Source organism: Halomonas sp. OfavH-34-E (assembly GCF_024124525.1).
Lineage (GTDB): Bacteria > Pseudomonadota > Gammaproteobacteria > Pseudomonadales > Halomonadaceae > Halomonas > Halomonas litopenaei.
In genome coordinates this window covers 1-21,515 of record NZ_JAMXRY010000065.1, presented here as the reverse complement: position 1 = coordinate 21,515, position 21,515 = coordinate 1, and the positions used below count along the sequence as shown (strand labels likewise).

General features: G+C 66.2%; 18 protein-coding genes and 1 tRNA gene. 12 read left to right on the top strand and 7 right to left on the bottom strand.

The window, feature by feature from the left end; genetic code table 11:
- Position 1: 1 nt before the first annotated feature.
- The 8 genes from NH448_RS20860 (at position 2) to NH448_RS20825 (ending at position 6,864) form a co-directional block, all read left to right on the top strand.
- Positions 2-76 (top strand) — tRNA-Gln (locus tag NH448_RS20860).
- A 72-nt stretch (positions 77-148) separates the two neighbouring features.
- Positions 149-1,090 (top strand): ribose-phosphate pyrophosphokinase, encoded by a 942-nt coding sequence (locus NH448_RS20855; protein ID WP_181248623.1) that lies wholly within the window; start codon positions 149-151, stop codon positions 1,088-1,090.
- 106 nt (positions 1,091-1,196) lie between these two features.
- Positions 1,197-1,898 (top strand): 50S ribosomal protein L25/general stress protein Ctc, encoded by a 702-nt coding sequence (locus NH448_RS20850; RefSeq protein WP_045995166.1) that lies wholly within the window; start codon positions 1,197-1,199, stop codon positions 1,896-1,898.
- 126 nt (positions 1,899-2,024) lie between these two features.
- Entirely contained in the window at positions 2,025-2,609 is a 585-nt protein-coding gene (gene pth, locus NH448_RS20845) for an aminoacyl-tRNA hydrolase (RefSeq protein WP_045995167.1), read from the top strand.
- A 116-nt stretch (positions 2,610-2,725) separates the two neighbouring features.
- Positions 2,726-3,817 carry a redox-regulated ATPase YchF gene (gene ychF, locus NH448_RS20840; protein WP_045995168.1) on the top strand — a complete coding sequence of 364 codons (1,092 nt, stop codon included), beginning with the start codon at positions 2,726-2,728 and terminating at the stop codon, positions 3,815-3,817.
- A 150-nt stretch (positions 3,818-3,967) separates the two neighbouring features.
- Complete coding sequence (locus NH448_RS20835) at positions 3,968-4,684, top strand: DUF4336 domain-containing protein (RefSeq protein ID WP_045995169.1); 717 nt, start codon at positions 3,968-3,970, stop codon at positions 4,682-4,684.
- Positions 4,685-4,768: 84 nt separating this feature from the next.
- Entirely contained in the window at positions 4,769-6,466 is a 1,698-nt protein-coding gene (locus tag NH448_RS20830; RefSeq protein WP_253029375.1) for an FMN-binding glutamate synthase family protein, read from the top strand.
- Complete coding sequence (locus NH448_RS20825) at positions 6,463-6,864, top strand: ectoine synthase (RefSeq protein ID WP_045995170.1); 402 nt, start codon at positions 6,463-6,465, stop codon at positions 6,862-6,864. Before NH448_RS20830 ends, NH448_RS20825 begins: the two co-directional genes overlap by 4 nt.
- Positions 6,865-7,069: 205 nt before the next feature.
- Here NH448_RS20825 and NH448_RS20820 read toward each other — a convergent pair whose 3' ends face one another.
- Genes NH448_RS20820 through imuA form a run of 3 tightly spaced genes read right to left on the bottom strand, consistent with a single transcriptional unit; the run spans position 7,070 to position 12,526 of the window.
- Positions 7,070-10,312, bottom strand: coding sequence for an error-prone DNA polymerase (locus NH448_RS20820; RefSeq protein WP_253029374.1), 3,243 nt, complete (start codon positions 10,310-10,312; stop codon positions 7,070-7,072).
- The gene (locus NH448_RS20815) at positions 10,296-11,726 is read right to left on the bottom strand and encodes a DNA polymerase Y family protein (protein ID WP_253029373.1); all 1,431 of its coding nucleotides are present in this window, start codon (positions 11,724-11,726) and stop codon (positions 10,296-10,298) included. Before NH448_RS20815 ends, NH448_RS20820 begins: the two co-directional genes overlap by 17 nt.
- Positions 11,723-12,526, bottom strand: a complete 804-nt coding sequence (imuA, locus tag NH448_RS20810) for a translesion DNA synthesis-associated protein ImuA (protein WP_253029372.1) — start codon at positions 12,524-12,526, stop codon at positions 11,723-11,725. Before imuA ends, NH448_RS20815 begins: the two co-directional genes overlap by 4 nt.
- Positions 12,527-12,982: 456 nt before the next feature.
- On the opposite strand from imuA, the gene hypF reads away from it, so the two are divergent.
- The 4 genes from hypF to hypE are packed head-to-tail and all read left to right on the top strand — an operon-like array spanning position 12,983 to position 18,150.
- Entirely contained in the window at positions 12,983-15,700 is a 2,718-nt protein-coding gene (hypF, locus tag NH448_RS20805; RefSeq protein ID WP_253029371.1) for a carbamoyltransferase HypF, read from the top strand.
- Complete coding sequence (locus NH448_RS20800) at positions 15,660-15,950, top strand: HypC/HybG/HupF family hydrogenase formation chaperone (protein WP_253029370.1); 291 nt, start codon at positions 15,660-15,662, stop codon at positions 15,948-15,950. Before hypF ends, NH448_RS20800 begins: the two co-directional genes overlap by 41 nt.
- Positions 15,947-17,098, top strand: coding sequence for a hydrogenase formation protein HypD (gene hypD, locus NH448_RS20795; protein WP_108448932.1), 1,152 nt, complete (start codon positions 15,947-15,949; stop codon positions 17,096-17,098). The genes NH448_RS20800 and hypD overlap by 4 nt, the downstream gene beginning before the upstream one ends.
- Positions 17,095-18,150 carry a hydrogenase expression/formation protein HypE gene (gene hypE, locus NH448_RS20790; RefSeq protein ID WP_253029369.1) on the top strand — a complete coding sequence of 352 codons (1,056 nt, stop codon included), beginning with the start codon at positions 17,095-17,097 and terminating at the stop codon, positions 18,148-18,150. The genes hypD and hypE overlap by 4 nt, the downstream gene beginning before the upstream one ends.
- A 53-nt stretch (positions 18,151-18,203) precedes the next feature.
- Here hypE and NH448_RS20785 read toward each other — a convergent pair whose 3' ends face one another.
- The 4 genes from NH448_RS20785 to NH448_RS20770 form a co-directional block, all read right to left on the bottom strand.
- Positions 18,204-19,769: a sigma-54 dependent transcriptional regulator gene (locus NH448_RS20785; RefSeq protein WP_253029368.1), complete on the bottom strand. Its 1,566-nt coding sequence runs from the start codon at positions 19,767-19,769 to the stop codon at positions 18,204-18,206.
- An 8-nt stretch (positions 19,770-19,777) separates the two neighbouring features.
- On the bottom strand, positions 19,778-20,794 hold the full coding sequence (gene hypB, locus NH448_RS20780; RefSeq protein ID WP_253029367.1) for a hydrogenase nickel incorporation protein HypB: 1,017 nt from the start codon (positions 20,792-20,794) through the stop codon (positions 19,778-19,780).
- Positions 20,794-21,135 (bottom strand): hydrogenase maturation nickel metallochaperone HypA, encoded by a 342-nt coding sequence (gene hypA / locus NH448_RS20775; RefSeq protein WP_108132930.1) that lies wholly within the window; start codon positions 21,133-21,135, stop codon positions 20,794-20,796. Before hypA ends, hypB begins: the two co-directional genes overlap by 1 nt.
- Positions 21,123-21,515: hypothetical protein (locus NH448_RS20770; protein WP_253029366.1), on the bottom strand; the 393-nt coding region annotated here is incomplete at its 5' end. The genes hypA and NH448_RS20770, both read right to left, overlap by 13 nt.

The following is a 21,515-nucleotide window of genomic DNA, read 5'->3' as shown; positions in this document are numbered from 1 at the left end:
CTGGGGTATAGCCAAGCGGTAAGGCAGCGGTTTTTGGTATCGCCATGCGGAGGTTCGAATCCTCCTACCCCAGCCAACTTCCTTCTGAGTCCTGGACTCACTCCCCCAGGCTCACACTGAAGACCCAACACAGCAAAGGTGGCTGCGCGTGTCAAAATTGATGGTTTTCGCCGGGAATGCCAACCCCGAACTCGCCCGTAAGGTCGCCGAGAGCCTGGACAGCCGACTGGGTAATGCCACGGTCGGCCAGTTCAGCGATGGCGAGGTCGCGGTCGAGATCAACGAGAACGTGCGCGGCAAGGATGTCTTTATCCTGCAGTCCACCTGTGCACCGACCAACGACAACCTGATGGAACTGATCCTGATGGTTGACGCCCTGCGCCGGGCCTCGGCCACCCGTATCACTGCGGTGGTGCCCTACTTCGGCTACGCCCGCCAGGATCGCCGCGTGCGCTCCGCCCGGGTGCCGATCTCGGCCAAGATCGTGGCCGACATGATGGTCAAGGCCGGCGTCGACCGGGTCATGACCATGGACCTGCACGCCGACCAGATCCAGGGCTTCTTCGACGTGCCCGTGGACAACGTCTACGGCTCGCCGATCCTGCTCGACGACATCGAGCGTCAGAACTACGACGACCTGGTCGTGGTCTCCCCCGATGTCGGCGGCGTGGTCCGTGCCCGTGCCATCGCCAAGCAGCTCAACGCTGACCTGGCGATCATCGACAAGCGTCGCCCCCAGGCCAACCAGGCCCAGGTGATGCACATCATCGGTGATATCCAGGACCGCACCTGCGTGGTGGTGGACGACATGATCGATACCGCCGGCACCCTGTGCAAGGCGGGCGAAGCGCTCAAGGAACACGGCGCCAAGCGCGTGGTCGCCTACGCCACCCACCCGATCCTGTCGGGCCCTGCGGTGGACAACATCTCCGAGTCGGTGCTGGACGAAGTGGTGGTGGCCGACACCATCCCGCTGTCCGACACCGCGCGTCGCAGCGGACGTATCCGCCAGCTCAGCGTGGCCGGCCTGATCGCCGAAGCGATCCGCCGCGTCAGCAACGAGGAATCCGTCAGCGCGATGTTCCACTAAGCGACATATCGCGCGGGAAACGCGCCCCGACAACCGGGGCATCTGGAACCACCGAGGTCTGGTCGCGGGCTCGGTGGCTTCCTTACTTTAGCCAAGAGGCAATTTCATGTCTGACTACAAACTTACCGCCAATGTTCGTAACGACCTGGGGAAAGGTGCGAGCCGCCGCCTGCGTCGTGCGAACCAGCAAGTCCCCGCCATCATCTACGGTGGTGAAAAGACGCCGCAGCCGATCGCCGTCGACAAGACTGCGTTCTACAAGGCGCTGGAAGACGAAGCCTTCTTCTCTTCCGTCATCAACCTTGAGGTTGACGGCAAGTCCCAGCAGGTCGTGGTGCGTGACCTTCAGCGCCACCCGTACAAGCCGCTGGTGACCCACGCCGACTTCCTGCGCGTCGATGCGACTCACGAGATCACCATGCGCGTTCCGCTGCACGTGGTCGGTCAGGACGAGTCCAAGGCCATCAAGGAGCAGGACGGTGAACTGCACCAGCTGGCCAACGAAGTCGAGATCAGCTGCCTGCCGAAGGACCTGCCCGACTACCTCGAGGTCAACATCGCTGACCTCGAGATCGGCAGCACCCTGCACCTGTCCGACCTCAAGGTTCCGGCTGGCGTGACCATCGTCGAGCTGAGCCACGGTGAAGAGCACGACCAGGCCATCGTCAACGTGACCAAGGCCAAGGTCATGCAGTCCGAGGAAGAAATCGCCGAGGAAGAAGCCGCCGCCGCCGAGGCCAGCGAAGAAGCTGCCGAGGAAGCGAAGGACGAAGCCAAGGACGAAGACGAAGAAGGCGACAAGGAGTAATCCTTTTCTGCCGGATTCAGGGGCCACTGCGGTGGCCCTTTTCGTTTCCGAGGGCTTTGCCCATGGCCTCGTCGCCAAGGCCCTGAGCAAAGCGCTTGCCCCGCACCGCTGACCGGAGAGACCACCATGACAAGGATCAAGGCGCTGATCGGCCTTGCCAACCCTGGCACCCAGTACGAGGCGACGCGTCACAACGCCGGCGCCTGGCTGGTGGAGGAAGTCGCGCGTCAGTCCAGCGCCGAGCTGCGCCCGGAGAAGAAGTTTCTCGGCCTCTACGCCAAGGCCTTTGTCGAAGGCAGCGATCTGCACCTGCTGGTGCCGACCACCTACATGAACCGCTCGGGTGCCTCGGTGGCGGCGCTGGCCAACTTCTTCAAGCTGGCCCCCGACGAGATGCTCATCGCCCACGACGAGCTCGACCTGCCCCCCGGCAGCGCGCGCTACAAGCAGGGCGGCGGCCACGGCGGCCACAATGGCCTGCGCGACATCATCAGCGCCCTGGGCAACGACAAGTCCTTCCATCGTGCGCGCATCGGCATCGGTCATCCCGGCAGCGCCAAGCTGGTCACCAACTACGTGCTGGGCCGCCCCGGCAAGACCGAGCGCGAGGCCATCGACGGCGCCCTGATCGAGTGCCTGGCGACATTGCCCCAGGCGCTATCCTGCGACTGGGCCAAGGCCATGAACCGCCTGCACAGCCACTCTGCCTGACCCGGCGGGCGCCAACAGGGACAGCAGGTGGTTGCACCGCCCGGGCTGTCCCCGCCTGGCCCGACGTCATACACTGTGCGCCGACTTCTTTCACTTCACGCCTTCAGGAACCACCCATGGGATTCAACTGCGGCATCGTTGGTCTGCCCAACGTCGGCAAGTCCACCCTCTTCAACGCCCTGACCAAGTCCGGCATCGATGCAGAGAACTTCCCGTTCTGCACCATCGAGCCCAATGTCGGCATCGTCCCCATGCCGGACCCGCGCCTCGACAAGCTCGCCGAGATCGTCAAGCCGGAGAAGGTGGTGCCCACCACCATGGAATTCGTCGATATCGCCGGCCTGGTCGCCGGTGCCTCCAAGGGTGAAGGTCTCGGCAACCAGTTCCTCGCCAATATCCGCGAGACCCAGGCCATCGCCCACGTGGTGCGCTGCTTCGACAACGACAACGTCATCCACGTGGCCAACCAGGTCGACCCGGCGGCGGATATCGAGACCATCAACCTGGAGCTGGCCCTGGCCGATCTCGACACCGTGGAGAAGGCCATCCAGCGCCTGGTTCGCGTGGTCAAGGGCGGCGACAAGGACGCCATTGCCACCAAGGCGGTGCTCGACAAGATCCAGCCGCACCTGGCCGAAGGCCAGCCGCTGCGCAGCTTCGATCTGAGCGATGACGAGAAGAAGCAGATCAAGAGCTTCGGTTTCCTGACCCTGAAGCCGACCATGTACATCGCCAACGTCAACGAGGACGGCTTCGACAACAACCCCTACCTCGACGTGGTCAAGGGCATCGCCGAGGCCGAGGGCGCCGTGGTGGTTCCCGTGTGCAACCAGCTGGAAGCCGAGATCGCCGAACTCGATGACGAGGAACGCGAGATGTTCCTGGCCGAGATGGGCATGGAAGAGCCCGGCCTCGACCGGGTGATCCGCGCCGGCTACGCCCTGCTGGGTCTGCAGACCTACTTCACCGCAGGGGTCAAGGAAGTGCGTGCCTGGACCGTCAAGGTCGGCGCCACCGCCCCGGAAGGCGCCGGTGTCATCCACACCGACTTCCAGAAGGGCTTCATCCGCGCCGAAGTGGTGGCCTATGACGACTTCGTCAGCCTGAACGGCGAGCAGGGTGCCAAGGACGCCGGCAAGTGGCGCCTGGAAGGCAAGGACTACGTGCTCAAGGACGGCGACGTGGTGCACTTCCGCTTCAACGTCTGAGGCTCACCGCAGCGTCCGACGTAACATCACGTTTCCTGTGTCAACACCGAGGCATGCCTCGGTGTTGTCGTTTACATGCCAGTCACATGCAGCAACTCTATCGCAAAGAGGTTATATTCGAGAGATGTCATCAAGCGCAGGAACAAGAGCGTGACACTCTCGAACGATTCTCCACCACTCAAGGCAACGGCGCCTGAGCTATGGATAGCGGATGGGCCCGTCATCAGAGGCAAGCTGCTGCCCTATCCGACACGCATGGTGGTGGTACGCCTGAGTGGCGACCGGCTGTGGGTGCACAGCCCCGTCCCGCTGACCGAGCCACTGCGTGACGCCCTCGACGAGCTGGGCCAGGTACACTTCCTGATCGCTCCCAACCATTGTCACCACTTGTTCATGCGCGAATGGCAGATGGCCTACCCGATGGCTCGCAGTTTCGGCACCCGGGAAGTCATCGCCAAGCGCGGCGACCTGGTGTTCGAAAGCACCCTGGATGGCACGCCCAACCGCTTCTGGGGTGACGATATCGACCAGTGCCTGTTCACCGGCTCATCGCGCATGCAGGAAGCGGTGTTCCTGCATCGTTCCAGCCGCAGCCTGATCGTGGCCGATCTTATCGGCAATCTCCCCCCTGCTTCCCTGACGCCCTTGCAGCGTCGACTGGCCAGGCTCTCGGGCATCCTGGCGCCGGATGGCAGGATGCCGCTGGAGTGGCGACTGAGCTTCCTCGGCCGACGCTACCTGGCGAGCGAACATCTGCGCACCCTGCTCTCCTGGCGGCCCGCTCGAATCATCATGGCCCACGGCGAGATCATCGAGCATGACGCCAGCGACTTTCTCGCCCGCGCTTTTCGCTGGTTGAAGGAGTAAGAGCCAGGCATGGCGCTGTTTGCATACAGTGCATAATGTTTGTATAACATTGAGGCAGGTTCTGAACGCAAAGGATCTGCGCTCATGCTTGGTTCACCTCGGCTACTGCTGATCGGTTATCTGTTGGCAGTAGGCCTGCTCGGCATCTTTTGGCTACCGACGTCCCCGCAACAGCTTTGGTGGTGGCTACCACTGGCGGCGCTGGGGGTGGTCGGCGTGCTGGACCTTCGCTCCAGCCACAACGTGCTGCGCAACTACCCCATCGTCGGCCATCTGCGCTACATGATGGAATTTCTGCGTCCGGAACTGCGCCAGTACTTCTTCGAATCGGAGACCAGCGGCCGGCCGTTCAATCGCGAACAGCGCCAGATCATCGGCGCCCGGGCCGAGGGACGCAGCGACACCGCCCCCTTCGGCACCCGCCAGGACGTGCTACGCCAGGGGCGTCGCCAGATTGCCCACGCCATGATCCCCACTCGCGTCGACCCGCAGCAAGCCTGGGTGACGATCGGTGGCCCCCAGTGCCACCGCCCCTACCGCTCTTCACGGCTCAATATCTCGGCCATGAGCTTTGGCGCCCTGTCAGGACGGGCCATCACCGCCCTCAACCTGGGGGCCAGGCGCGGCGGCTTTGCTCAGGACACCGGCGAGGGCGCCATCAGTCCTTATCACCGGAGGCACGGCGGTGACCTGATCTGGCAGATCGCCAGCGGCTACTTTGGCTGCCGCGACCAGGCCGGGCGCTTCAACCCGGAAGCGTTCAGCGCCAAGGCCCGCGAGGATCAGGTCAAGATGATCGAGATCAAGCTGTCCCAGGGCGCCAAGCCGGGGCACGGCGGCATGCTCCCCGGCTCCAAGGTCGACCAGGAGATCGCCGAGACACGCCAGGTCCCGGTGGGGGAAGACTGCTATTCACCGGCGGCCCACCCGGAATTTTCCACCCCGCTGGAACTGATGCAGTTCATCCAGCGCCTGCGCGATCTGAGCGGCGGCAAGCCGGTGGGCATCAAGCTGTGCCTGGGCCACACCCGGGACATGCTGGCGATGTGCAAGGCCATGCTGGCAAGCGGCATCCAGCCGGACTTCATCACCGTGGACGGCGCCGAGGGCGGCACCGGCGCGGGACCGGCGGAGTACGCCGACCATGTGGGCCGCTATATCGATGAGGCGCTGCCGATCGTCGACGCCTGCCTCAAGGGGATCGGCAAGCGCGACGAAATCAGCGTGATCGCCAGCGGCAAGGTGGCGCTTGCCATCGACATGGTCGAGAAGTTCGCGCTTGGCGCCGACGTCTGCAACGCCGCGCGTCCGTTCATGTTTACCCTGGGTTGCATCCAGGCCCAGCGTTGCCACACCAACACCTGCCCCACCGGGGTGGCGACCCAGGATCCGGCCCGCAGTCGCTCCATCGATGTCGACAGCAAGGCCGACAACGTCCAGCGCTTCCATCGGGCCACCCTGGACGCCTGCCTCGACATGATCGGCACCATGGGCCTGGCAGGCCCTGGCGAGCTGCGCCCTGAGCACCTGCTCGAGGGCCCGGCCACCGCCACCCGGGTATGGCAAGTCGACAGCCTGGAGGTCGGCGCCTTGATCGACCACCAGAAAGCGCAACAACTCCCCGACTGCTGGCGAGACGACTGGCATGAAGCCAGTCCCCACCACTTCTTGCGTGGACCGGGAGGCTCGCACCAGGAAAGCCACCACAGGACGGCCCCCGGCCCCCATCGAGACGGCGGCGAAGGAGACCGCCATCATCCGCCAAAGGAGGTGCAACGATGATCGTACGTAGTCACAAGGATGCGGAGAAGTCAGCCGTAGAGGACGACAAGTGGATCAGCCGGCGCTACACCCTGCGCAAGGACGGCATGGGGCATTCGGTCCACGAGACCTACATCAAGCCCGGCCAGGAACTCCACATGTGGTACAAGAACCACACCGAGACGGTCCTGTGCATCGAAGGCGAGGGCCAGATCGAGGACCTGACCGAGGGCGGCAAGTGGGATCTCAAGCCCGGTGTGCTCTACGCCCTCGACAAGCACCAGCAGCATATCCTGTCGAGCGAAAAGGGCATGACCGTGATCTGTACCTTCTCGCCGGCCTTGGTCGGTCCCGAGACCCACGATGAACAGGGCTCCTATCCCCTGCTCGACGACGACGGCAGCGTGCTCAAGCGCTGAGCCATGGCCCGACACCGGGGCGGCACCAAGCACAGGACGGCTCAGCAAGCAGACGGAAAGACCTAGGCGCTGTCCGAAAAGTCGACGAGCGAAGGTTAGACAAGGCAAAAATCGGTGAGAAAGCGCAGTTTACGGGGTGTAAATGAGCATTTTGATCCGATTTTTAACGCCGTATTACCGAGCGCAGGCACTTTTCAGACAAGCCCTAGCGGAAATCCCGCGAGGGCACGCCGAGTTCGGCCCATAAGCCGCTCAAGTCCTCGAGCCGTCCGGCGATCACATGGATCACGCTGCCCTCGCGCTCCAGATGGCCGGTGACCTTCAACAGCCGGGCGTTCAACAGCGCCTGGCGCTGGGCCTTGGCGGTGTCCTTCCACACCACCACGTTGACGTTGCCGGTCTCGTCTTCCAGGGTCACGAAGGTGACCCCGGAGGCGGTGCCTGGGCGCTGGCGGGTGGTCACCAGCCCCGCCACCTGGACCAGATGGCCGTGGTCCAGCTCGGCAAGCTCACAGGCCTTGAGGCAACGCGCCAGTCCTTGCCGCCCCATGGCGGCCTGCTCGCGCAGCAACGCCATGGGATGGCGGGCAAGGCTCAGCCCCAGATGGCGAAAGTCCTCCTCGAGGTCGGCCTGCTCGCTGGGGGGCGCCAGCTCTGGGGTGGTGTCGTCGAGGATATCGGTCTCGCCCAGCGCCAGCGCCGGATCCGGCGCCAGCAGATTCCAGCGTGCCTGGTAGCGATGGCCGCCGAGGCTCGACAGCGCCCCGGCCGCCGCCAGCGCTTCCCACTCGCGGGCCGACATCGGCGCGCGACGCCTGGCCTCGGCGACGCTGGCATAGCCGTTGGCCGGACGCCTCGCCAGCAGGCTGTCGATGGCACCACGCCCCAGCCCCTTGACCAGGCGAAAGCCCAGACGCAGGGCGCCGTCCGGCTCCAGGGTGGCGTCCCAGTGGCTGGCATTGAGATCCACCGGACGCACCTCGACGCCGTGGCGGCGGGCATCCTGCACCAGCTGTGAGGGACTATAGAAGCCCATCGGCTGGCTATTGAGCAGGCCACAGCAGAAGGCCGCGGGGTGGTGACACTTGAGCCAGGCCGAGACGTACACCAGGTGGGCGAAGCTGGCCGCGTGGGACTCGGGGAAGCCGTACTGGCCAAAGCCCTCGATCTGGCGACAGATGGCGTTGGCAAACTCATCGCTGTAGCCCCTGGCACGCAGCCCGGCGGTCAGCCGCTGCTGGTGTTCGGCGATGGTGCCGGCCCGCCGCCAGGCCGCCATGGCCCGCCGCAACTGGTCGGCCTCGCCACCGGAATAGCCCGCCGCCACCATGGCCAGCTTGATCACCTGCTCCTGGAAGATCGGCACCCCCAGGGTCCGCTCGAGCACGCCCCTGACCTCGTCGCTGGGATAGCTGACCTCCTCGATGCCGTCGCGACGCCGCAGGTAGGGATGCACCATGTCACCCTGGATCGGCCCCGGACGAACGATGGCGATCTCGATCACCAGGTCGTAGTAGTTGCGTGGCTTCAAGCGCGGCAGCATGTTCATCTGGGCACGGCTCTCCACCTGGAAGACGCCGACGCTGTCCCCGCGACTGAGCATGGCGTACACCTCGGGATCATCCCGGGGCACCCGGGACATGGCCATGGCCTGATGCTCGCCCTTGCTCTCGCCATCGTCGTCGATCTCGCCCGTGCTCTCGTAGCAGCGCCTGTCGTCGTCCCTGTGTTCACCTCCGTCAGACAGCAGCGCCAGGGTCTTGCGAATGGCGGTCAACATGCCCAGCGCCAGCACGTCGACCTTGAGCAGCCCCAGGCTCTCCAGGTCATCCTTGTTCCACTGGATCAGGGTGCGCCCTTCCATCGCGGCGTTCTCCACCGGCACCAGCTCGTGCAGCGGCCCGCGCGAGATCACGAAGCCCCCCACGTGCTGTGACAGGTGTCGGGGAAAGCCCAATAGCTGCTCCACCAGCTCGACCAGATGGCGCAGCAGTTCCGGGACGGCGGTGGAGGCGCCCTCTTCACCTCCCGCGCCTACCGTCTCCCCCACCGTCTGCTTGAGCGCCTCGAGCCAGGCACACTCGCCCTCGCGTCGATCCAGCCGACTGGCGAGCCAGGCCAGATAGCCCGGTTGCAGCCCCAGCGCCCGCCCCACGTCCTTCAGTGCACTTCTGGGGCGGTAGCTGATCACGGTGGCGGCAAGCCCGGCCCGCTCGCGGCCGTAGCGCCGATAGATGTACTGGATCACCTCCTCGCGGCGCTCGTGCTCGAAGTCCACGTCGATATCCGGCGGCTCGTCGCGCTCCTCGGAAATAAAGCGTTCGAACAGCAGCTGCACCTGACGCGGGTCCACCTCGGTGATGAACAGGCAGTAACAGACCACCGAATTGGCCGCCGAGCCACGCCCCTGACACAGGATGCCCTGGCTTCGGGCGAAGGCAACGATGTCCTCGATGGTCAGAAAGAACGGCTCGTAGGCCATCCTGGCGATCAGCTCAAGCTCGCGGGCGATCTGCTCGGCGATATCCGAAGGCGTACCCTCCGGGAAGCGTAGCCGCTCGCCCTGGCGCACCTTGTGCGCCAGCCAGGACGACGGCGTATGGCCGTCGGGGACCAGTTCCTCGGGGTACTCGTAGCGCAGCTCACCGGGGTCGAAGCGACAGCGCTCGGCGATACGCAGGCTTTGTTCGAGCAGCGCAGGCGCGAAACACTGCGCCAGCCGCGACAGGGGGCGCAGGCAGCGCTCGGCGTTGGGCTCGAGCAGAAAACCGGCGCGCTGCACGCTGGTGCGATGCCGAAGTGCGGTCAGCACGTCCTGCAATCGCTTGCGGCTCGGCTGGTGCATCAGGACACCACCGCTGGCGACCAGCGGCAGGCCTGCGGCACTGGCCAGCCTCATCCGCCTTGTCAATCGCTCCTCCTCGTTTGCCAGAAAGTGGCGCTGGACCATCACCCAGCAGCGCCCGTCGAAGCGTTGCTTCAGCCAGGCAATTCTCTCCCGAGTCCGGGCGTCGTCGTTGCCCGGCAGGTACAGCAGCAGACAGTCCTCGAGCGCCTCCAGGTCCTCCCAGTCGAGACGATAGCTGCCCTTGGGCGCACGGCGACGGCCCAGGGTGATCAGCCGGCACAGGCTGGCGTAGCCGCTGCGGTTCTCGGCCAGCACGACCACGACCTCGTCGGCCAGGCGAAACTCGGCACCGACGATCAGCGCGATCCGGTGGTCTCGGGCAGCCTCCCAGGCGCGCACGATGCCGGCCACCGAGCACTCGTCGGTGATCGCCAGGGCGTTATAGCCAAGCTCGTCGGCGCGGGCGACCAGCTCATGGGGGTGAGACGCGCCCTTGAGAAAGGTGAAGTTGGACAGGCAATGTAGCTCAGCGTAGCCAGGGCCCGGGGCGACTTCGGCAGCGTCAGGTGGCTCGCCGACACGCTCAACCGAACCAGCCATGCAACCACCATTGCGACTCGGCGTCGCGAAAGACCCAGCCGTGGCGACCGTCCGGCCAGCAGGCCACGTGATAGTCACGCCGCGCAGGGGCGTCATCCCACCAGCCGCTGGCCAGTCGCTCGGGCCCGGCGGCCCAGACCAGACGCTCGAGGGTCGCCGGCATCAGCGGCTCGGGGTGTTCCAGCAGCCAGGCCGGATGGTTGGCGTTCTGGGTTTCAGACGGGGGCCTGCGGGCGGTCCCCGGCTGCACTACCAAGCGGGAGGCCCGTTCGGGGCGATGATCCTCCAGCGCCATGGGCTGCAACACGGCGCCATCACCGAGACGAGAACGCAACCGGCTGAACAGTGCCTCGGGGGTGTCTCTGGGCGGCGCCGCCTGAAACAGGTCCGTTGCCACCTCTTGCAGGCTAGCAACCTCGCTGACCTCCAGGCGCAGGCGCAACACCGGTGCTTCGAGTACCACTGATTCCAGGCGCAACCGGCACAGATCGAGCCAGGCCTCCGCCGCCTGCTCGCCCCCGGCGTGCCCCACGCTCAGGTGCTGAGCCCCCTCCCGGTGATACAGGGTCAAGGTCAACGACAATGCCTTGACGCAACGCACCTTGAGAAAGCCCTCGAGCTCCGCCAGCAGGCGCCGCAGGGGAAACACGATGCCGGCGGCCAGCTCGATCTCATGGACCAGCTCCCGCTCACGATCGAAGCGAGGCGGCGGCGCGAATACCGGCGGGGGATCGGCGACCTCGCCGGTCAAGCGCTGAAGGTAGCGCCGCAGGTCTGTCCCCAGGCGCGAGGCCAGCGAGGCTGGCGGCAGCACAAGCAGGTCGTTGAGGTGCGTAAACCCGAGTCCCTTGAGGCGCGACTGCTGGCGTGCGGACAGCCCCAGCCGGTCGAGGCGAAGCCTGCCGAGCCTGGCCATATGCTCCGCCTCGCCCTGGCCGCAATAGCCCCCCGTCCGGGCCAGCAGGCAGGCGGCCAGCGGGGTATGCCCGGTGGCGCTGGACACCTCAAGCTCCAGGGTCGCCAATTCTTCGTGCAAGCGCCGCCACAGTCCCTCGAGTCCACCGAAGTAGTCGAGCATCGAGGCGATCTCCATCACCACCCCCCAGGACGCGGCGTTCTCCCCCGTCGGCTCGAGACTGACCCGGGCGCTGAAGCGGGCACACCACAGCGCCAGCCCTTCGAGACGACGTCGGCTGACATCTGAGTCCGGCGTCAACAGCCGGAGTCCTGGCTCCAGACACAGTGCGGCATTGATCGTCATGCCCGGCCGCACACCGGCCTGCCAGGCCCTGGCCGAGGCCAGCGCGATACGCTCCCCGTCCTCGCACAGCAACGCGAGGGGTCCGTCATCGCCGGCGCTCAGCACCTCCAGCCCAAGCTGCGGACAGTGAAGGCATAGCCACAGCCCCTTCATGATCGCCCCGCCCCCTTGCGCTCGGAGACGAGCAACACGGGGCGGGATCGACGTTCCCCACTGGGGGCGCACGGTAGCGAGGTCGGCCACGGGCACGGGGGCGACAGCCTAGAGTCGGCCAGGGTGATATCGATGGCCCTGGCAGGCATGGCCCCCTTGCGCTTGAAGGCATGGACCTTGATGCGGCTCGACAAGGGCGCCGTCTCTTCACCGCTGCTCTGATCAGGAGCCGACAACCGCAGTCGCCAGGGGGCCACTGACCCTTGCCTGGCGAAGTCGGCCGGTCGAATCAGCGCGCCATGGCCGCCTCCTGCCGCCACGGCGAGCTGCAGCCGCCGCAGCCATTGCCCCTGCACCGCGGCGAACCAGCCCAGCACCAGATCGCAGCAGCCGCTCTTCAATGCCTGCTCCATGGCCCACAGCCGCTGCCTGGGATGGCGGGTACGCACGATGACCAGATGCGACAGATCCAGGCCCGCCGCCGCCAGGGCCGCCGCATGAGGCTGCCAGGGTGGGTCGAACCACACCACCCGCTCGCAGTTGCGCATCAGCGGAAGCAACAGACGAACCTCACCGCAACCCGCTCGATCCAGCAGCAGTTCCAGCAGCTCTCCCCGGGGCCAGCCACCGCCGAGCACCTCGTCCAGGGCCTCGACCCCGGTGGATATCCCGCGCCTCGTGTCGCCCTCCGGCTGATCACGGTGCCACTGTCGCCGCGCCCGCCAGACGCTGCCTCGCTGCATCAAGCGCGAGAGGTCATCACTTGCGTTGTCACGGGCCTGGTTGTCTGCTGCCTTCATCGCTTCTCTCCCGCTCCTCTCCCGCTCCGCTCTTGGTCTGCTCAACTGGCCTGCTCTGATGGCGTTCGCTGCTGCCGTTCTCTGCTGGCGTTCTCTGCTGAGCTGCGCCCCTGGCTCGCTAGATACTCCAGCCCGGCTCAGATTTCTAACCCAGATTTCTGGTCCGGGTTTCAGGTCCAGGTTTCAGGTCCACGCCCTGGCCTTAGCGGGCGGACGCCAATATACCGAATACTGTTATTTTATACAGTACTTGTCCAATGCCAAGTCGGCAATGCTGCGCCAGGGCAATCTGACGATGGGTCAGGAAAGCGGCACATCCGCTCACACCAGCACAGAAGCGCCACGGGGGCACCTCAGGGGAGGGGTATGGTGGTCGTAGAAGGTTGTCACAGCTCAAGTTTGGCCTGCGTTAGCTGTGAAATAGTCAGGCAGGTCTTTTCTTCACCGCTGGACGTCATGACCATTCACACCCCCACGACACCGCCATGCACACCAGAGACCACGGTAGAAATCCGGGTCCGCGGCTGCGTGCAGGGTGTGGGGTTTCGTCCGACGGTATGGCAACTGGCCAACCGGCTAGCGCTGGTCGGTGAGGTGCTCAACGACGGAGAAGGCGTGCTGATCCGGGCAGCCGGCCCCCGTGAACGCCTCGAGAGCCTGATCGAACGACTCAAGCGCGACCCGCCCCCACTGGCACAGATCACCGACATCGAGGTTCGCTCGGGCCTGGCACCGCTGCACCGAGTCGGCTTCACCATCGTCGATAGTCTCGAGGGCGCAACGCGCACCGATATCGCCGTGGACGCCGCCATCTGCGCAGCCTGCACAGAAGAAATACTGAGCCAGCACCAGCGACGCTCCGGCTACGCCCTGACCAACTGCACCCACTGTGGCCCACGCCTGTCGATCATTCGTGACATGCCCTACGACCGGGCGGCCACCACCATGGCTGACTTTGCGCTATGCGAGTGCTGTCGCGCCGAATATCTGGATCCCGGCGACCGTCGCTTTCATGCCGAACCCATCGCCTGTCCGGCCTGCGGGCCACAGGTGCGTCTGGTGGCGCTGGACGACGGGCCCTGGCTGGCGGGCGAAGATGCCCTCGAGACTCGCACTGAATCTTCGCTCGAGGCTCCCATCGACCAGGCCGCCGCGCTGATCCGCCAGGGCCAGATCCTCGCCATCAAGGGACTCGGTGGCTACCAGCTTGCCTGCGACGCCACCAGCACCGAGGCCCTCGAGCGCCTGCGACGGCTCAAGCATCGCCCCACACGACCGCTGGCGTTGATGGCCAAAGACCTGGAGATGGTCAGGCGCTACTGCCGGCTCGATGAGCTCGAACAACGGGCACTCTGCTCAGCCGCCGCGCCCATCGTGCTGCTCGAGCGGCGCCGTGACGAGGCCCCAGGCCGGCCACTCGCCGAGGCCCTGGCCCCGGGACTCGACGGGCTCGGCGTGATGCTGCCATCGACCCCCTTGCACGTGCTGCTGTGCCATCGGCTGCCCTTTCCCATTGTGATGACCAGCGGCAACGTCTCCGGGGAGCCCCAGCTGATCGACGATGGCCAACTGGCTGACCGCCTGTCGACGATCGCCAGCCACGCCCTCACCCACGACCGCGCCATCGCCCGGCGTATCGACGATAGCCTGGTACAGCTGGCCGCCGGCAAGGTGCGCATGCTGCGTCGTGCCAGGGGCTACGCCCCGGCATCACTGCCGCTGCCGCCTGGCTTCGAGGACATCTCGCCGGGGCTTGCCCTGGGTCCGCAACAGAAGGCCACCTTCTGCCTGGTGGATGGCCAGCGCGCGATCCTGTCCCCGCATCAGGGTGACCTGGACGACGCCGCCACCCTCGACGACTACGAACGCAATCTTGACGACTTCCTGACGCTTTACGACCACCGTCCCGCCTGGCTGGCCTGCGACTCTCACCCGGACTACCGTACCAGCGACATGGCTCGTCACATGGCTCGTCACATGGCTCGGCGAATGGCCGACGACGCCGGCCTGCCACTCGATGCCATTGGCCATCACCACGCCCATATCGCCGCCTGTCTGGCCGACAACGGCTATCCTCGCGACGCCGCTCCGGTACTGGGGATCGCCCTGGACGGCCTGGGCCTTGGCGAGGATGGCGGCCTGTGGGGCGGTGAGTTCCTGATTGCGGATTATCGCCATTGCCAGCGACTAGGTTCGCTCAAGTCCGTGGCCATGCCGGGAGCCGGCACCGCCTCCCGCGAGCCCTGGCGCAACCTCTTGGCGCAGCTCATCGCCGGTCCCGGCCTTGCCGCCCTCAAACGCCGCCACCCAAACCTTGGCGTACTAAAGCGACTGCAGCAGAAGCCGATCGACACCCTCAGCGGGATGATCGAGGCCGGGATCAACAGCCCCCTCGCCTCCTCCTGCGGGCGCCTGTTCGACGCCGTCGCCGCCGCCCTGGAGCTGTGCTTCGATCGCCAGCACCACGAAGGCGAAGCGGCCATGGCACTGGAAGCCCTGGCCGCCCGCGCGCTGACACCAACCCCGTCGCCTACGTCACGCACGCCTGGCGCCCTTGCGGCCTATCCCTTCGCCCTTCACAGGGAGCAAGGCGGTCACCGGATTCTCGATCCGGCACCGATGTGGACGGCGCTGTTTGACGACCTGGCCGCCGGCAAGGACGCCTCGCTGATCGCGGCGCGCTTTCACCTGGGACTGGCCAAGGGGCTTGGCGAGGTCGTTGGCGAGGTCGTTGGCGAGATGCTGGACGACGTCGTAGGCGACATGCAGGACGACGCACTCGACGAAGTCTCTAACGACCATGCCCGGCGCCTCTCCAGCACGCGCAACGTCGAGGCCGTCGCGCTGAGCGGTGGCTGCTTTCACAACCGCACCCTGCTGGAACTGACGCTTAAGTGCCTCGCCCCCCTGCCTGTTCGGGTGCTGACCCACCGCCAGGTGCCGGCCAACGACGGCGGCATCGCCCTGGGCCAGGCGCTGATCGCGGCGGCGCGGCGGCATCCGCTGGCCTCCGACCAGGCGTCGGATAGTCCGACCTCAGCAATCTCGACGATCTCGACAACAACAACCGTTCCCTCCATTGCCACTGTCACTACCGCCACCACGGCATCCAATAACGCACAGGAGACCGCCCATGTGTCTGGGAATTCCAGGACAGATCATTTCCCTCGATGACGCCGACGCGCAGCTCGCCACGGTGGACGTGAGCGGGGTCCGACGCCAGATCAATATCGCCTGCATCGTCGATGACGACCACCCGCCCGAACGCTGCGTGGGCGACTGGGTACTGGTCCATGTGGGCTTCGCCCTGAACCGTATCGACGCCGAGGCTGCGGCGCGCACCCTCGAACTGCTGGACGAACTGGGCGATACCCACGAGTTCGACGCCCTGACCTTGACCGGCGACCAGGAGGTCTCTTCATGAAATTCATCGACGAATTCCGCGATCACGCCCGCGCCCGGCAGATCCTCGAACACATCACCACCCTGGTCGCCCGCCTGGCCGAGCAGCGCGGCGGCCCGGTGCGCATCATGGAGGTCTGTGGTGGCCATACCCACGCGATCTTCCACTATGGGCTGGAGGCCATGCTGCCGCCGGAACTGGAGCTGATTCACGGCCCCGGCTGCCCGGTGTGCGTGCTGCCGATGGGGCGCGTCGATGACTGCGTCGCCATCGCCGAGCGTCCCGAGGTGATCCTCGCCACCTTCGGCGACGCCATCCGGGTTCCCGGCTCACGCAAGAGCCTGATGCAGGCCAAGGCCGACGGCGCCGATGTGCGCATCGTCTACTCCCCCACCGACGCCCTGGCACTGGCGCGCAAGCATCCGGATCGGGAAGTGGTGTTCTTTGGCCTGGGCTTCGAGACCACCATTCCCTCCACCGCCCTGACCATCGCCCAGGCCGAGCGCGAAGGGGTCGGCAACTTCTCGGTGTTCTGCAACCACATCACCATCATCCCGACGTTACAGGCGATCCTCGACAATCCTGACCATCGCCTGGATGGCTTCCTCGGGCCGGGACACGTGTCGATGATCATCGGCACCGACCCCTACCGCTTCATCGCCGAGCGTTACGGCTGCCCGGTGGTGGTCTCTGGCTTCGAGCCCCTGGATATCCTGCAGTCGCTGCTGATGGTCGTTCGCCAGCTCCACGATGGCCGCGCCGAGGTCGAGAACCAGTACCAGCGTCTGGTGACCAGCGACGGCAATCTCACCGCGCTGGAGGCCTTCCATCGGGTCTACGAGCCCCGCGAGAGCTGCGAGTGGCGCGGGCTTGGATCGATCGCCGAGTCAGGTGTCCAGATCAAGGACGCCTATGGCGCCTTCGATGCCGAACGCAAGTTCGCCGTGCCCAACCAGCAGGTGGCCGACCCGGACAACTGCCGCTGTGGTGACGTGCTCACCGGCAACCTCAAGCCCTGGCAGTGCGAGCTGTTCGGCAAGCGTTGCACACCGGATCAACCCCGGGGCGCGCTGATGGTCTCCAGCGAAGGCGCCTGCGCCGCCTACTATCAATACGGCGGTGGCAACGTCGATAGCCCGAACCACAGCACAAGCCAGGCCGAATCATGAGCGATACGACACGACGACAGCTTCCCACCCTTGCCGCCCGCGCGGTGACCCAGGCCCACGGAGGCGGCGGCAAGGCCATGAAGGACCTGATCGATGACGTCTTCGTCAGGGAATTCACCGCGCTTCCCGAGGTGCTCGAGGACCAGGCGCGGCTGGAGCTGGCCGAGCTGGCATGCCTGGGCGACCGACTGGCCATGACCACCGACGGCTTCGTGGTCGACCCGCTGTTCTTTCCCGGTGGCGACATCGGCAAGCTGGCGGTGTGCGGCACCGTCAACGACCTGGCCGTGGGGGGCGCCCATCCCCGCTACCTGTCCTGCGCGGTGATCCTGGAAGAAGGCCTGCCGATCGATGACCTGAGGCGCATCGCCCGCTCCATGGCTACTGCGGCCCGCGAGGCCGGCGTCGAGATCGTCACAGGTGACACCAAGGTGGTCGAGCGCGGGGCCTGCGACGGCGTCTTCATCACCACCACCGGCATCGGCGTCATTCCCGTCGAGCGTAAGCTCGGTATCGAGCGCATTCAGGCCGACGACGTGATCATCGTCAACGGCTGGCTCGGCGATCACGGTGCCGCCATCCTGGCGGCCCGTGGCGACCTGTCGCTGGACACCGACCTGGAGAGCGACTGCGCCTCCCTCAATGGCCTGATCGAGGCACTGCTGGCCGCCGCCCCCGAGACCCGCTGCCTGCGTGACGCCACCCGGGGCGGCGTCGCCACGGTGCTCAACGAGATGGCCGATGCCTCCAGGCTTGCCATCGAACTCGACGACCTGGCCCTGCCGCTGCGCAAGGAGGTCCGGGGGATGTGCGAGATTCTGGGCCTGGATCCACTGTACCTGGCCAACGAAGGCAAGCTGGTAGCGGTGGTGCCCGCGGCTCAGGCCGAGGCGGCCCTGGTCGCCCTGCGCGGGCATCCGCTGGGAAAGGAAGCCGCGATCATCGGTCAGGCACTGGTCGGCAAGCCGGGACGGGTGACGCTGCGCACCGGCTTTGGCGGCCAGCGCATCGTCGACATGCTGGTGGGAGAGCAGCTACCGCGCATCTGCTGATGCCGTGCTGACACGCTGATGGTGGTCTGCTCAGGGCCGATTCGAATCTCGGCCTATTCGGGGTCTCCGGCCGCCTCGCCGATCCCGTAGCGTTGCAGCTTGGCCCTCAGGCCGATGCGCGATAGCCCCAGTTCACTGGCGGTACGCGACTTGTTGCCGCCATGACGCTCGAGCGCCCGGGCCAGGCAGCTCGCCTCCAGGCGCTCGACCCGCTCGCGCAGGGTGCCGGCGTCCTCGTCGTCCTCGACCGGATCGGCCGTCGTATTCGCTTTCGGCGGCTCAGGCAGGTCCTGGCGCCGCTCGACTGGCGCCTGACGCCATTCATCGGTTCGCAGGTGCGGCGCCAGCAGTTCGACGCCAAGCTTCTCGCCGGTCGCCAGCATCACCATGCGGGTGATCTGGTTTTCCAGCTCGCGAACATTGCCGGGCCAGGCGTAGGCGCACAGACACGCCATCGCCGCATCGGTGAAGCCGCCGACCCTGATCCCGTGGCGGGAAGCGATCCGCGCCAGCAGCACCTCGGCCAGAGCCGCGATATCACAGGCGCGCTCGCGCAGCGGTGGCAACTGAACCGGGGCCACCGTCAGGCGATGGTAGAGGTCCTCCCGGAAGCGCCCTGCCGCCACCTCGGCCATCAGATCCCGGTTGGTCGCGGCAATGACCCGGACGTCCAGCTGGCGCACCTCGTTGGAACCCACCGGGCGCACTTCCCCCTCCTGCAGAAAACGCAACAGGCGCAGCTGAAAGGCGCTGGAGGTATCACCGATCTCGTCCAGCAGCAGGGTGCCCTCGTGGGCCCGCTCCAGCAGTCCGACGCGGCTTGAACTCGCCCCGGTGAAGGCCCCCTTGCAGTGGCCGAACAGCTCGCTCTCCAGCAGTTCATCGGTCACCGCGCCGCAGTCCAGGGCGTAGAAAGGCATCTCCGAGCGCAGGCTGCTGGCGTGGATCGCCCGGGCCATCAACTCCTTGCCGGTGCCGCTTTCTCCTGTCACCAGGACCGGCACGTCGAAGCCGGCGATGCGCGCCGCCATGTCGCACAGCGGCTCCAGCGGCGACCCCGGCGCCCGGATGATCGTCTCGAAGCCCCCCGCCTCGCGCATCCGCCGGCGGTGGGCCGCCAGCCGCGCCTGAACGGTCGGCTGGTACAGGGCACGCTCCGCGCGCAGCCGCCGACACTCCCGCTCGAGCTGATACTGACGCAGGGCGACGTCGATGGTTCGCGCCACCACCTCGACCGGACTGCGGCGACAAAGCAGGTGAAACGCCTCGGGCCAGTCACCGACCGAGGTGGGCCCATGATCGGCGATCACCAGACACTGCACCTCGGGCCAGCGATGGGCCAGTTCCCTGGCCCAGCCACCGTCAGGGGACAGTCCCGCACCCCTGGCGGCGTCGCCCTCATGTGCAAGCTCGACAATCACCAGCCCGACCCACTCGGACACCAGCAGCGCCCGAGCCTCTTCCCAGTGCGTCGCCCTCAGGCACTCCAGGCGCCCTTGCGTGACGTCCTCAAGCGAGCCGATTCGCTCGCTGGCGGCACCGACCATCAGCACACTGGGCAGCGACTCGGCGGCAACACCCCGTCCATCGAACAGCGGACCCTCGACCAAGGTGGACATGGCGACCCCTAGCGCTGCTCGAGCATGGCAAGGTGCTGGCGCGCCCGGCTCAAGGCGCGCTGCCTGAGCGCCTCACGGCGTGCGTCGATCCAGTCGAGCCAGGCGTCCATGCCCTCACCGCTGGTGGCCGACAGCCGCAGGATCTCCAGTTCGGGATTGATCCGACGGGCGTAGGCTTCGCAGGCGTCCATGTCGAAGTCGACATGGGGCGCCAGATCGACCTTGCTCAGCAGCATCAGCGAGGCGGCGGCGAACATGTGCGGGTACTTGAGCGGCTTGTCCTCGCCTTCGGTCACCGACAGGATCACCACCTTGGCGTCCTCGCCCAGATCGAAGCCCGCCGGACACACCAGGTTGCCCACATTCTCGATAAACAACAGGCCAAGCCCGGGCGGGCTTACCTGGGGCAGCGCCCGTTCGACCATGGAGGCGTCGAGATGGCAGCCCTTGCCGGTATTGACCTGCAGCGCCGGCACCCCGGTCTCGCGAATGCGCCGGGCGTCATTGGCGGTCTGCTGGTCGCCCTCGATCACCGCCACCCCCTCGGCACCGAGCCGACGGATGGTGTCCACAAGCAGCGTGGTCTTGCCGGAACCCGGGCTCGACACCAGATTCAGCGCCAGCACGCCGTCGGCCTCGAGGCGCCGCCGATTGCCCTCGGCGATGGCGTCGTTACGGGCCAGGATGTTGGTCTCGATCTCCACCAGACGGCGTTGCGACATCCCCGCCACCTCGACCCCGGCAGGCCCTGCGCCACAGTCCAGATGCGGCGAGGCATCCGGCTCGGCAGCGCCGGTGTGGTCGCCGTGGCCATGGGAATGAACATGGGCGTGCACATGATCATGAGAATGGGCGTGGGCGTGCTCGTGCTCGTGGGAATGAGGGTGAGCATGGGAGTGAGTGTGGGGGTGAGCATGGGGGTGGGAATGGGAGTGAGCGTGCTTGTGGGAATGAGCATGCTCGTGCTCGTGATGATGGGCGTGACTCTGGTCACCGCTTTCGGCGCATCCGCAGACGGTACACATCAGACAACCTCCAGTTCCTTGACGCGAAGTTCCTCTCCGCCGGTCACGTGCAGACGGGCGCTGGAACACAGGGGGCAATCGTCGCCACGCTGGGCAATATCCACCGTGCGATTGCAACCGAAACACCAGGCCGTGGCCGGTATGTTGACGATATCCAGCGTCGCCCCTTCGGCGACGGAGCCACGGGTGGACAGATCGAAACCGAACGCCAGGGCCTCGGGCTCGACGCAGGACAAGGCCCCGATCTCGAGACACACCCGGGTCACCTTCTCGAACGCCTGGACGCTGGCCTGCTCCTCGATCAGTTCGACGATGCTCTGACACAGGCTCAATTCGTGCATGATGACCTCCCCCCTGGCGGCCCTGCCTTCCGGCATGGCGCCTGCGAAGGCGCCTGGTACAGCGCTTCACTCGACTCCTGCCACACCACCGGCAGACAGGGATCGGCACAGCTCAGCGCCATCGCCACCCGCTGCCGGGCCTGGTTGTCGCCATCACTGAGGCCATGACTGTAGCCATGGCACTCGCCCTGGCCGTGGGCGGATTCCAGCAATCGGGAAAGAAAACCCCGTTGCCGCTCGCCATCGGGGCCGACAGCACCGTCGAGCATGGCGTCGGTCGGGGTGATGATGTGGTAGTCGACGACGCGGTCGTCCCGGCACGCCACCCGATGCACCAGGCGTCCCCGGGCGGCCTCGGCCCAGCCGCTGCCATCGGCGGC

Bases quoted from the DNA above. Each gene is read 5' to 3' on its own strand.
- NH448_RS20850 (WP_045995166.1), top strand. From the start codon at position 1,197: ATGTCTGACTACAAACTTACCGCCAATGTTCGTAACGACCTGGGGAAA.
- pth (WP_045995167.1), top strand. From the start codon at position 2,025: ATGACAAGGATCAAGGCGCTGATCGGCCTTGCCAACCCTGGCACCCAG.
- ychF (WP_045995168.1), top strand. From the start codon at position 2,726: ATGGGATTCAACTGCGGCATCGTTGGTCTGCCCAACGTCGGCAAGTCC.
- NH448_RS20830 (WP_253029375.1), top strand. From the start codon at position 4,769: ATGCTTGGTTCACCTCGGCTACTGCTGATCGGTTATCTGTTGGCAGTA.
- NH448_RS20825 (WP_045995170.1), top strand. From the start codon at position 6,463: ATGATCGTACGTAGTCACAAGGATGCGGAGAAGTCAGCCGTAGAGGAC.
- NH448_RS20820 (WP_253029374.1), bottom strand. From the start codon at position 10,312: ATGGCTGGTTCGGTTGAGCGTGTCGGCGAGCCACCTGACGCTGCCGAA.
- NH448_RS20815 (WP_253029373.1), bottom strand. From the start codon at position 11,726: ATGAAGGGGCTGTGGCTATGCCTTCACTGTCCGCAGCTTGGGCTGGAG.
- imuA (WP_253029372.1), bottom strand. From the start codon at position 12,526: ATGAAGGCAGCAGACAACCAGGCCCGTGACAACGCAAGTGATGACCTC.
- hypF (WP_253029371.1), top strand. From the start codon at position 12,983: ATGACCATTCACACCCCCACGACACCGCCATGCACACCAGAGACCACG.
- NH448_RS20800 (WP_253029370.1), top strand. From the start codon at position 15,660: ATGTGTCTGGGAATTCCAGGACAGATCATTTCCCTCGATGACGCCGAC.
- hypD (WP_108448932.1), top strand. From the start codon at position 15,947: ATGAAATTCATCGACGAATTCCGCGATCACGCCCGCGCCCGGCAGATC.
- hypE (WP_253029369.1), top strand. From the start codon at position 17,095: ATGAGCGATACGACACGACGACAGCTTCCCACCCTTGCCGCCCGCGCG.
- NH448_RS20785 (WP_253029368.1), bottom strand. From the start codon at position 19,769: ATGTCCACCTTGGTCGAGGGTCCGCTGTTCGATGGACGGGGTGTTGCC.
- hypB (WP_253029367.1), bottom strand. From the start codon at position 20,794: ATGTGTACCGTCTGCGGATGCGCCGAAAGCGGTGACCAGAGTCACGCC.
- hypA (WP_108132930.1), bottom strand. From the start codon at position 21,135: ATGCACGAATTGAGCCTGTGTCAGAGCATCGTCGAACTGATCGAGGAG.